We start from the raw sequence: 12032 nt of genomic DNA on the forward strand, positions 1-12032 counted from the left end.
ACAAAAGGTGAAACATGCCCAATCTAGCCAGCAACATTCACGCCCAGCCCGAATCACTCACCCGCACGCTGCACCATCAGTGCAAAGACGGCGCACTGGCCATGAAGCACGCTGCCACACTTCTCCGCTCTGGAAAAAAGATCGTCATCACGGCCATGGGCGCGTCGCTGTTCGCCTCCATCCCGCTCCAATACTTCCTTTGCTCATTGGGGCTTGACGCAGTTGCGATTGAAGCCGGAGAACTCCTGCACTACCTGAACATCGCCTGGAAGGATGCCGTCGTCTTGTTGGTCTCGCGGTCGGGTGAGTCCGTTGAGATCGCGAAACTGCTTGAAAAAATGAAGGGCAAGGTGCCCATCATCGGTGTCACCAACGAGCCACTCAGCCAGTTGTCCCGATCCGCGGACGTCAGCATCTCGATCGCCAGCCTCAATGATGAGATGGTCGCAATCCAGACCTACAGCGGCACCCTCCTCACGCTGCACCTGTTGGGAAATCTTGTTGCCGACTCCTTCGACGCCGCCGCAGAAGAGGTTCGAACACTGCTGCCTTCGTTCGCCTCTCTCGTCGAGGCAAGCATGAAGACTCTCACCAGTTGGGGCGCCTTTCTGTCGCCCTCTGCAACGCCGTATCTGCTCGCGCGAGGCCCTTCTCTGGCATCCGCCCATGAGGGTGCACTGCTCTTTCATGAAGTCGCGAAGAGTTCGGCGGTCGCGATGCCGATCGCCTCCTTTCGGCACGGTCCGGTCGAGGTCGTCGATCAAAACTTCCGCGGCTTCGTCTTCGCACCGCAGGGCCCTACGCGGGATCTAAATCTTTCTTTGGCCCATGACCTTGTACAATTTGGCGGCGAGATCCGCTTGATGGGCCCATCCGGCTCACAAGTCCGCGATGCACGCTGGTGTGATCTCCCATCCGTCTCCGAAACCCTCGCACCCCTCTTTGAGATAGTTCCCTTGCAGGCGGCCGCCTTTCAACTGGCGGTTTTGCGAGGAATCGAGCCGGGAAGTTTTCGCTACGCGCCGCAGGTGGCGGTCGACGAAGCCAGCTTCAACCAATGACACGTCTTGCGGTGAAGGGGAACTTACAGGAGGAACGATGAGCCTATTGAAACAAATGCGCAACGCATCCTGGTTCTGGTACTCGATGATCTGCGTGCTCTGTTGGGGCGCCTGGGCGCTTCTCTCCAAACTTGGCTCACAAGAGATCCCCCCAGATACGATGCAGTTTCTGTTCACGATAGGCACCGTTCCCGTCGGACTAGTACTGCTGATTGCCCGCCGCGGGAAGCTTGAAAAGAGTCCTCGGGGTATCGCCTACGGCATACTCAACGGCGTGCTGTCTGGAATCGGCGGCCTTGCGCTCTTCGCCGCGTATCACACCAACGGCAACACCACCCTGATCACTGCGGCTGCAGCGCTCTATCCCATGATCACCGTCGTTCTCGCGATCACGATCCTGCGTGAGCGCTTTCGTCCTATCCAGGCACTCGGCCTGTTCTTCGCCGCAATTGCCATCGTCATCTTTTCCCTTTAGGAGGTTTGCGTCGTGCATATTCCCCCCTGGCTTTGGTACTCCATCCTGACCGTGCTTGCGTGGGGCGTTGTCGGTATCCTTCAAAAACTTTCAACCAACTACATCTCCGCAGAGTCGTCGCTGATCTGGCTGGTAGTAGGTTTTCTCCTCCTGGAACCGTTTTTCTACCCAGGACCTGCGGTACTGCATTACACAAAGCTCAACTTAACCTATGCAATCGTTAGCGGTCTGCTCAACGCCCTTGGTGCCTGGGCGCTCTTCGCAGCTCTCAAGGGCGGAGGAAAGGCGTCAATCGTCGCGCCACTTACGGCACTCTATCCCGTGGTGGTCATTGTGCTTGTTCCATTGATCTTGCATGAGTCAGTCAGCCGTCTGCAATGGGCTGGAGTCGCCTGCTCTCTAATCGCAGTCGTGCTGCTGTCCGCCTGAACCGCACCATCGAATATCTTGCAAGGGCAGGCGCTCCGCCAGATCAATCTGTCCTAACACTCGCTGCTTACGAGTCCTGTGCTTTGCTAGTCCGCTCCTCAGTGCAGCGGCATCCTTGATGGCGGTCTGAGTGCGTCCCCCCCACGCATTGCGGAAACTCGCTCTTATAAGCTCGATCTGCTCCTGCTTAGGGGTAAGATGAACGCCGCCCCGACTACCTCAGCCCTCAGGATGATATGTCCTTTGGCATCACTGCGGCGAGCAGGACGGGACAGCTAGCGCAATTATTGAACCTTGTTCTTTGGGTAGGTTGCACCTAACGCCCCTTTCCCAGGTTGCAAACTATCCATAACTGGTGCCAAATCGATGCACAACTGGCTTGTGCTCGTGAGGCAATCGGATGGTGTGAGTACCACTAAGGGGCTATGACCAATTAGGTATATGGTTCCCGGTTCGGGAAGGTGCTCTAATTCCGCTGCGAGGAGAAATATGCCGAAGCGGTTGGCTATTACGATTGCTGGTGCTGTGTCGTTGGGGAGTTACGAGGCGGGTGTTCTGTATGAGGTGCTCGATGCAATTCATCAGCATAACTCCGCCGATGGGGTGACTGATGACGAGAAGATTCTTATCGATGTCATGACGGGTGCTTCGGCCGGTGCGATGACGGCCGCGATTGTGGCGCATAAGATGTTGTACTCGGCCAATGAGTTTCGCGGCCCGTATGATAACCCGCTGTACAACGTGTGGGTAAAACGCATTGACCTTGCTGGGTTGTTGAAGACGGTGGACAAAACGACCGGCGAGGCAGAGCCGCCGCTGCGTTCGATCTTTTCGTCGAATGTGGTGGAGGGGATCGCAAAAGATACGCTACTGGGACGATATGCGCCGGGGGAGTGGCCCGCTCCCATAACGCATATGGCGGCTGCGCGGTCGATCTCCATCGGAATGACGCTGACGAACCTGAACGGCGTGGACTACGGATATGACATGCAGCCTTGCGGGAAGTTTATCTACACGCGGCATGAAGACCAGATGACACGAGTGGTGAGTGTAGACGGGAGCGACAACCCGGAGGTGTGGCGTGAGTTGGCCGACGCATCAGTGGCAAGCGGGGCGTATCCGTTGGCGTTTCGCGCAAAGGAGTTGGACCGTTGGCGGGCGGACTACGCAAAAAACGGCTTGGAGCCGTGGACGGATGATCCGTCGAGGTTTACGTACACTGACGGCGGGATCCTGCAGAACGAGCCACTGGGCATGGCAAAGAATCTGGTAGATGAGATCGACAAGCACTGGCACAACGACAGCCGGTTTTATTTGTTTGTGTCGCCGCATGGGAGAACTTCGAGCGCGGACTCGAGTTTTTGCGAAGTGAACGCAGACTACTTTCAGATGATGAAGCGGTGGGCGAAGGTACTGCTCGGCCAATCGGAGTTTCAGGACTGGATCACAGCGGTGGAGATGAATGAGCAGATTGCTCTAATGGACGCTCGTGCCAGCGAACTGGCAGAAAGGCTGCGGTCAGGCGAGATCAGGAGCGGAAGCCTGAAGCGGACCGCGGACGGTTTGCTGAGGGTGTTATTTACGCAGCCGACGCGCACCGGGACGAGGCAGGTCGCGAAGATTGGAAAAGAAACTCTTGCTGAGGCCAGGCGGCGGATTGAACACCAGTACAAGGAGGAGATTGCGAGTCTGGGGGCAGGCAGCTACGCTTCCGATGCATTTCGCGATACGGTGCTTGCGTTTGAGACGGCGGCGAATCTCGGGCAGTGCGACTATATGCGGATCTATGGAATCGCGGTGTCGGAGGAGTTGCTGGCGGGGGCGGACTTGACGGGCTTTCTGGGGTTCTTCGATGAGCGGTATCGCGTGCATGACTATGACCGGGGACGGATGGTGGCGAGGATGGTGTTGACCGATCCCGTGATGAGTGAAGCCCGAGAGCTGGGGCCGATACGCTATACGCCGACGCATACGAACCCTATCGACAGCACCCTGAACGGGCTGCAACTGTCGCAGCTGTCGATCGAGGAGCAAAAGGAATTTCGCGAGGGCGTGAAGAAGCGCGTCAGCGAGATGGTGAGATACCTGATTGGGTTCTGGTCTTATCCGGCGGACGTAGTGGTGATCGAACCGCTGATGAATGCGATCCTGAATCATTTGTTTCGGGAGTAGCGTGGCGCGGGTGGAAATGCGGACGCCTCGAAGGTTTTCATCAGTTCGGGATTCAATGGGGGTTAGCTTTAACGCTTTGGAGAAGAAGCGGTGACCGCAGCTTCAGCCTTTGCCTAAGGCCTTCGCGGAACTATAGCCAGGAAGTGTTCGAAACGATGGCGGCTGCCCTCCGGGTATGATGCATCCTACTTGAATGGCAGTCCCTCTTGTGGTGCGGTGCCTGCTCTTAGACGCGGGGGCAGGCTACTCGCGAAATCTTCCAACGTCAACATTTTTGTCTGTTCAACAATGGGCGAAAGTTTATCACCAAGAGGTGCCACCGACAGGCAACAAACGTGACCACGGTAAATACATGAAAAAGCATGACATATGTAGTCATGCTCACAGCAAACTGTTTCGTTTGCCACTCAAGCCATAGCAACCCCATCAACCGTTTAGCGCGTAAACCTATGATGCCAAAAGGTTATACGTAAAAGGTTTTTCAACACACTGCTTAGTACGTTCCTCATTCGGTGGAATAGGTATTTCATGGCAGATGTTCGCAGGAGAAGCAGAAACCTCACGCCATGCAGCGTAGGAGCCACTGCGAAACATCAAGGAGATTTCAAAAATGAAGAAGTCGACTAAGAGGCCAGCAGGCAGACGTGTACAAGGAACGGGTTGTTGGTGGTTACAAGTTTTTCTTATTCTTTCATTTGGAGTCTGCGGAGTGCGACCAGGCGGTGCGCTGACGGCCAATGCCGTTGTCTCCGGGCACATCACCGATTCCACGGGAGCAGTTATCCCCGGAGCCATGGTCACCTTGACGGAATCGGATACGCGCGTCGCAGCGAAGGCAATGTCCAACAATGAAGGGCTCTATACCTTCCCATCTGTCAAGCCAGGAAATTACGCCATGACCGTGAGCGCCAGTGGTTTTAACAACACCACCATTACGAGCCTAGCGGCAGGTGTACAGGCGAGCCTTGCACTGGACGTTGTTCTTAGGATTGGGGCCGCTACCCAGACAGTTACCGTGACGGACCAAGCAACCGACGTTGCGGGAACGAGTTCGGAGCTGGGCACTCAGATCGGAGAGCACCAGATCCATGATTTGCCACTGAACGGGCGCAATTTCACCGAACTTTTGACCCTTACTCCCGGCGCGTCGCCTATCAGTACGTCCCAGAGCAACAAAGTCGCAGTAAACGATCAGGGTGTGCTCGGCGTTCCATCGGCGCAGTTTTCACAGCCAGCGATTCAGGGACAGATCAACCGGGAAAATCTCTATCTTCTGGATGGCGTAGTGAACACGGACTTTACCAACGGCGTTTACGTGATTCCGCCGATCATCGATGATATGCAGGAGTTCAAGGTACAGTCGCACGACGACAAAGCGGAATACGGAAGCGTGCTTGGCGGCGTAGTCAACGTTGTTACCAAGAGCGGGACGAATAGCCTCCATGGTGCTGCATGGGAGTTTGTACGGAATAACGTCTTCGATGCGCGCGATTCCTTTGCTGACGAATACAGCTCATCGCCTTCGCCCTACAGGCAGAATCAGTTCGGGGCTACGGTGGGCGGCCCTGTCTGGTTGCCCCACCTCTACAACGGTCGTAACCACACATTTTTCCAGTTCGGATATGAAGGCTGGAGATATTCCAAGTCGAGCGAGATACTTTATAACGTGCCGACCAGTGGGAACTGCGAGGCGACTCTTCTCACTCCCTTCTCTCTCAAAATATCTACGATCCTGCAACAACTCAGGAAACCGCGAATGGTTACACGCGGACTCAGTTTAATTAAGGCGGAACACCGAACGTGATCGCTCCTGGGCGGCTGGATCAGAAGATAATCAATTTCATTAAAACGTATGACACTGGTAAGCCGCTGACTGGTAACCCGAACTTTAACGCCTACGCAGCGAATCCGCACACAGATGATTCTGATCACTATATGGTCCGCATCGATGAGCAACTTGGCAGCAAAGACACATTTTTCTTCCGCTACGATGAGCTGAACGTGACGGACGTGTCCCCAACTTCGATCAGCCAGAGCCTTACGAATTCGGTTGCGGCTAAAGGTTTGGGCGCTGGATGGAGCCGTGCTTTCACACCAAGCATTCTTTTCGATTTTCGCTTCGGGATCGCGACCAGACCCTTCCTTCGCGGTACTCCCGATATAAACGGAGATGGTCCGGCCAAGGCACTGGGTTTTTCCAGTACCGGCGGAACATTCCTCGGATTAGGTGCTCCATACGCTATCCCTGGGATTGCAAGCGGCTTTGGCAGTCAAGCGCCGAATACGATCTCAAATCCGGTAGCTTAGCTACACCCCGACTGTAACGTGGGTGCGCGGCGTGCATAACATCAAGTTCGGAATGCAGTACATCCGGCAAGGTAATGACTCCGACAGCCCTCCTTACGGAAATTATGCCTTTACGAATGCTCTTACCGGTGATCCGAACAATGTGGGCACCACTGGTAATTCTCTGGCGTCCGCACTTCTGAGTCTACCGTCGGCAAACAAATAACACGGCTCTAATAGCGAGCGGTAACCGGGTTTCTTCGTATGGTTACTTCGCTCAGGATGTCTGGACGGTGAGCCGGAACATTACGATCACATACGGTTTGCGGCTCGATCACCGTCGCCCCTTCGCTCCCGACTCGGGAACGATTGTCTCCGGTCCGAATACCGATGGGGTCTATTGGATTGGCATGAAGGCGTTGCCAGCGGCTTGCAATGTAACCAATGCGGCTCCCTGCATTCCGTCAGCGGACGGCTCCCTGGCTGGCATTGACGGTGGTGTCGCGCCAATTGATCCGACAACCGGCAAGCCATACTACAACGCGGCAGAGCCCCCGATTCAATTGTCACCGTATGGCACCACGTGGGGAGCCAAAGGAGGTTGGGGAAACTGGGGGCCGCGCTTTGGTATCGCATGGCGCATCGACCCGAAGACAACACTACGTGGCGGCTACGGCATCGTCTATGACTCGACCATGGGTATGGAACAGGACTGGAAGGGCAACTCCGGTAATTGGCCCGGCGGTGGTTCCGTTGTATCGAGCATTGCGATGAATCAGACGGGCAGTCCTCTCGCAAATATTGAATCGACCTTTGGTCAGGTCGGCACTGTCCTGCCGGCAGCCGATCCGTGGAGCTTGGGCAATTGGTTCATGGATCCCCACATCAAAGATCCACGTTCGCAGCAATACAACCTGGGTGTCGAACGTGAGCTAGGGCCGAACACTGCACTGTCAATGGGATATGTCGGTAGCCTTGATGATCGGGTGGGTATCACTGGTTTATGGAACACGGCGCAAACCCCAGGAACTGGCACTGCGGCCCAGGTTCGAGCTCGTACTCCCTTCCCGTGGTACAACACTTCGGCCTTCTACAGCACAAGCAACGGGACATCGAACTACAACGCGTTCCAGTTGAAGTTGGATCGGAGGTTCTCCAATGGGTTCCAATACCTGGTTTCTTACACCTGGTCTAAGGCCATCGGCGAAGGAGGAAGCGGATTGTTCGACGTGGAAAATGGGCCTGGATCGGGCGGGTACTCCATTTGGCAAAACTACTATAACCTGAAGGCATCCATGGGCGTGTTAGCTTTCAACATTCCGCACTTTCTTGCGATAGCTGGTCAGTACGCCGTACCGGTCGGCAAGGACAGCGCTACCTGAACCATGGCATCGCCTCCTACATTCTCGGCAACTGGCAAGCGAATACCGCAATTCAACTGCGGTCAAGTCAACCCTACAACATGGCCATAAGTGGAGACATCGCGAACATTGAAGCACCAGCTGGTGATAGTTGGTTTTCCTACATGAGGCCGAACGTAATCGGGAACCCTAAGCTTGCTCATCCCACGAGGAACGAGTGGTATAACACGGCCGCTTTTGTATCGCCTGCAACTGGTACCTATGGAAACTCCGGAACAAACTCTCTCTCTTCGGCCCATGTCGCCGAGGTGGATATGTCTTTGTTCAAGAACTTTCCAATTAGGGAACAGTGGTTGCTCAACTTTAGGGCGGAGGTCTTCAATATCTTCAACATCCAGAACTACGGCGTACCCGATAACAACATCTCCGACCCTACTGCGGGAGTCATCACGAATAACGTAACGACGCCCAGAGAAATTCAGTTGGTTTCCATCTCACTTTCTGAGTTTGACAGCTACGCTATCAGCGGCGGGGACACTTTTTTGCTGTTTCTCCGCCGCTTCGCTCATGACCCTGGCCGCGTATGCAGCCTTGCTCCTGTTTGTCTTAAGAACCGACAGATGACATTGGGATTGCGAAAACAATGAAGAACATCAATCTACCGAAGAGACGCTTAATCTCTCGTCGATCGTTTGCGAAGGGCTCTCTCATTTGGATGTCGTCGCTACGGTCCGGCAGGGGACTGCGAGGAGAGTCCTCGAGTGCTTTAGATCGGGCCTCGCGTTTCATCAATCCGCTCATCGGAGCCAGCACGAGCATATTGCTCGGCGAAGGCAAGACTTTCCCTGGCCCTACAACACCGTTTGGCATGGTTCAGCTCAGCCCTGACACGATTACGGGAGGTATCAAAGGTCCAGGCTATTCCTATGAAGGCGACAGCGGCCCGGGATACTCTTACGAACAGACTACGACCGAAGGCTTCAGCTTTACGCACATGAGCGGAGTGGGATACTACGGCGACTTCGGCAATTTGCAGGTTATGCCTTCTATCGGACCTATGAAGCTTGATAGCGGGAGGGTCAACCATCCGGGTGAAGGCTGGCGCTCAACTTATGGTCACGCAAACGAACGCGCTGAGGCAAACTACTATGCCGTCACACTGGAGAACTATGGTATTCAGGCAGAACTCACGGCTGCTCCTCGCGCGGGTATGCTCCAGTTCAGCTTTCCGCAGACGGAGACGGCCCGTATTCAAATCAATCTGGCGCGACGCATAGCGGGCACTTCTACGCGCCAATATGTGAAAGTGGTGGGAGATCGAGCGATCGAGGGATGGATGCATTGTCCCGCGGCTGGCGGCGGCTGGGGTAATGGCGAGGGCAAGGTAGGCTATACGGTTTACTTCCACATGGAATTTTCAAAGCCGCTCAAGCGCTTCGGCGTATGGAAGATTGATGTTCCAGATGATGCATTTCCCGTGCAGCGGGGACTGGCAACGTCGTATTTCCAAACCGACCAGTATCAGGAGCTTGTGCGTAGAAGAGGTGCTGGCCGGGTGCAGAGCAGGAAGGGAACCATATCGGTTTCTTCGTCGAGTTTCCTTCGTTTGCAACCGGAGATAAGGTGTTGGTGAAGTCGGGCATCAGCTTTACCAGTCCAGCGGGTGCACGCAAGAACCTGTCGTACGACATACCAGGATGGGATTTCGACGAGGTTCGCAAGAGGGGACGGGCGCTTTCGGATGATGCTTTGAACTCCATTGAGATCGAAGGCGCATCGGATGATGAGAGGAAGATTTTCTACACCGCTATGTATCACGCCATGATAGATCCGAGGATCATTGCGGACGTGGATGGAAACTACACGGGCGCCGACGGCAAAATCCACACGGCCGATGGGTACACATGAAGAACCATCTTTAGTGGATGGGATGTATTTCGCGGCGATTTTCCGCTGATGACTCTGCTCAATACGACGATGATCAACGACGAGATCAACTCACTTGTCACCTTGGCTTCGACGAGCCGAAAAGGGTATCTCGAACGCTGGGAAATTATGAACTCCTATAGCGGATGCATGGATGGCGACCCGGCAACGTCGGTAATCCTCGACGCGTATTCGAAAGGGATTAGGGGCTTCGATGTAGAGAAGGCCTATGCCGCCTGCAGGCAGACTGCGGCGGGTCCGAACGGTTCGACAAACCGCCCTGATAACGATTTCTATATGCAGCATGGATACGTTCCAGGCCAGGTTTCGTGGACGCTGGACAACGCATACTTCGACTGGTGCATGGCAAACTTGGCCGCGTCGTTGGGTAAGACAGAGGACGCGAATTTATTTTCAACCCGCGCGACAAATTATAAGAAGTTATACGACCCGCACGTTGGAAGCATGCGAGCGAAAAATGCCGAGGGCGGAGGGATTCCGTGGCTGGGTAAGACTGCATTCGGCCAGGGGTGCACGGAGAGCAATCCGCTTCAGCAGACGTGGTTTGTTCCCCACGATGTTGCTGGACTGATGGAGCTGAAAGGCGGCGCGGAAGAGTTCTCTCGTCAACTGGAAGACTTCTTTGAAAAGACGCCTTCCTCGTTTGGATGGAACGACTATTACAACCACGCCAATGAACCGGTGCACCATGTTCCCTACTTGTTTGTGTACGCGGGCAAGCCATGGCTTACGCAGAGATGGGTGCGCCGTATCCTAACCAATGCCTACCACAACGATGTGAATGGTATCTGCGGAAATGACGATGTGGGCCAGATGTCCGCGTGGTATGTTCTCGGCGCAATGGGTTTCTATTCTGTGTGTCCTGGAGATGGAATCTACATCCTCGGGAGTCCACTGTTCTCCCGGATAACGCTCCATTTGGACGAGGAGTGGTACAAGCGAGCGCAATTTACGATTACGGCTGAGAACCAGGCGCCTGACCACCCCTACATCCAACTTGCGAAGCTCAATGGAAAGCCGTTGTCGCGCGCATGGATTCGGCACAGCGAGATTGCCGTGGGCGGCGTGTTGGAGTTCGTCATGGGACCTGAGCCAAACAAGGACTGGGCAACCCGCAGCGTCGATCTCCCGCCGTCGATGAGCGCTTCGCCAGGGAGGGTGTGAGAGACAGGCGCCGCGCGAAATAATCGCGTTCTCTGTACGCCATGGATTATTAGCCGCAATCAGCTATCAGCTGCGCCGCGATCTGTTATGACCAGAGAGGAACCCGCTGTTATGTCTCGAAGTTCAAAGCAAGCGAGCTATCGGGCGGCCCCGCAGTCTCATCCAATACCCGGAGCGACGGTTGATCTAATCGGCATTGCTCCAGCGTCGACTTACTACAAAGTAGTTATCGTTTCCGGATTCATTTACGCGCCGGATGTAAAGCTGCTAGAGTACGTAGTCGAGGTCTACTCGTACGGATACCTTACAGCATCTAGCGCAACAAAGAGCTCTCACCCGCCGCGCATTTCTACGCTCCGCGACTGTATATGGCGCAGGCAGTAGACTGTTCGGCTTCAATCCGCTGCAAGCTGCACTCCTGCCAAAAGGACAGAAGACCGTCGTGGTCACTTTTGGTGGCGGAGCCCGGGATGAAGAGACCTCTGCACCGGAGGGACAGGAATATTCCTCACCTGATGAAGGAGCTGATCCCTCAGGCGACGTTTTTCACTCAGGTTGTGAATCGTGGAATTCTGGGCCACTATGTCGCCACAGCAAGTCTGGCGACCGGGGTATAAGAACGTTTCGACAACTTCGCAGACGTAGCGCAAGAAAATCCTACAGTCTTTGAATATTTCCGCAAAGGACTGAGCCGACCGCGAATGACACATGGGTGATTGCACCTAGCAATGGTTTCAACCGGATCGGTCAGAGTGGTGGCGGCCAGTTTGCCGCAGCATACGGAGCATAAGTCGTTTTGCCGAAGCATATGCTCGCGGCGGTTCTGGCAAAGACGATGACAAATCTAGGTGGACTCGAATTTCTCCTGCAGGACAATTACGAAGCCCTCCTGTTCGTTCCGACGTCGATCTCCCCAGGCTTATGGAGATGTTGCATCTCTCTGTGGATGACTTTGCTCATCACGCAAAAACTTTGTCGAGTCCGGACGAACTCTCGGTCTACGTGATGCGTCAGTTGATGCGGCAGTTCGCCCCTAGCCTTCTCTGGATCACTCTTCATGACATGGACGTTGCTCACACCGGCGCATAATCACTTTATTTGGATGGCATTCGGCGAACTGACAGGCTTTGCGCAGAG

The 12032-nt window shown here is 54.8% G+C and carries 11 protein-coding genes and 1 pseudogene; all 12 read left to right on the plus strand.

The annotated features are described in order from the left end of the window. The first annotated feature begins 14 nt into the window (after window positions 1-14). Entirely contained in the window at window positions 15-1061 is a 1047-nt protein-coding gene (locus HDF14_RS20425) for an SIS domain-containing protein (RefSeq protein WP_183980379.1), read from the plus strand. Window positions 1062-1098: 37 nt separating this feature from the next. Beyond that, entirely contained in the window at window positions 1099-1536 is a 438-nt protein-coding gene (locus tag HDF14_RS20430) for an EamA family transporter (RefSeq protein ID WP_183980381.1), read from the plus strand. Between the two features lie 12 nt (window positions 1537-1548). Then, window positions 1549-1965: an EamA family transporter gene (locus HDF14_RS20435; protein WP_183980383.1), complete on the plus strand. Its 417-nt coding sequence runs from the start codon at window positions 1549-1551 to the stop codon at window positions 1963-1965. 489 nt (window positions 1966-2454) lie between these two features. Then, on the plus strand, window positions 2455-4137 hold the full coding sequence (locus HDF14_RS20440; RefSeq protein ID WP_183980385.1) for a patatin-like phospholipase family protein: 1683 nt from the start codon (window positions 2455-2457) through the stop codon (window positions 4135-4137). Between the two features lie 610 nt (window positions 4138-4747). Continuing rightward, entirely contained in the window at window positions 4748-5941 is a 1194-nt protein-coding gene (locus tag HDF14_RS20445; protein ID WP_183980387.1) for a TonB-dependent receptor, read from the plus strand. Then, complete coding sequence (locus HDF14_RS20450) at window positions 5938-6444, plus strand: hypothetical protein (protein ID WP_183980389.1); 507 nt, start codon at window positions 5938-5940, stop codon at window positions 6442-6444. Before HDF14_RS20445 ends, HDF14_RS20450 begins: the two co-directional genes overlap by 4 nt. Window positions 6445-6659: 215 nt before the next feature. Then, the gene (locus tag HDF14_RS20455) at window positions 6660-7805 is read left to right on the plus strand and encodes a TonB-dependent receptor domain-containing protein (protein WP_183980573.1); all 1146 of its coding nucleotides are present in this window, start codon (window positions 6660-6662) and stop codon (window positions 7803-7805) included. 293 nt (window positions 7806-8098) lie between these two features. Continuing rightward, window positions 8099-8431, plus strand: a complete 333-nt coding sequence (locus tag HDF14_RS20460) for a hypothetical protein (protein ID WP_183980390.1) — start codon at window positions 8099-8101, stop codon at window positions 8429-8431. Between the two features lie 68 nt (window positions 8432-8499). Continuing rightward, a complete protein-coding gene (locus HDF14_RS26145) occupies window positions 8500-9417 on the plus strand; it encodes a hypothetical protein (protein ID WP_221304796.1) in 918 nt (305 codons plus the stop codon). Next, window positions 9414-10895, plus strand: a pseudogene (locus HDF14_RS26155) (GH92 family glycosyl hydrolase). The gene HDF14_RS26145 and the pseudogene HDF14_RS26155 overlap by 4 nt, the downstream one beginning before the upstream one ends. Before the next feature lie 470 nt (window positions 10896-11365). Further along, on the plus strand, window positions 11366-11512 hold the full coding sequence (locus HDF14_RS26870) for a hypothetical protein (protein ID WP_260698449.1): 147 nt from the start codon (window positions 11366-11368) through the stop codon (window positions 11510-11512). Between the two features lie 310 nt (window positions 11513-11822). Further along, entirely contained in the window at window positions 11823-11984 is a 162-nt protein-coding gene (locus HDF14_RS26875) for a hypothetical protein (RefSeq protein ID WP_260698450.1), read from the plus strand. Window positions 11985-12032: the final 48 nt, after the last annotated feature.

Source organism: Tunturiibacter gelidiferens, assembly GCF_014201335.1.
Lineage (GTDB): Bacteria > Acidobacteriota > Terriglobia > Terriglobales > Acidobacteriaceae > Edaphobacter > Edaphobacter lichenicola_E.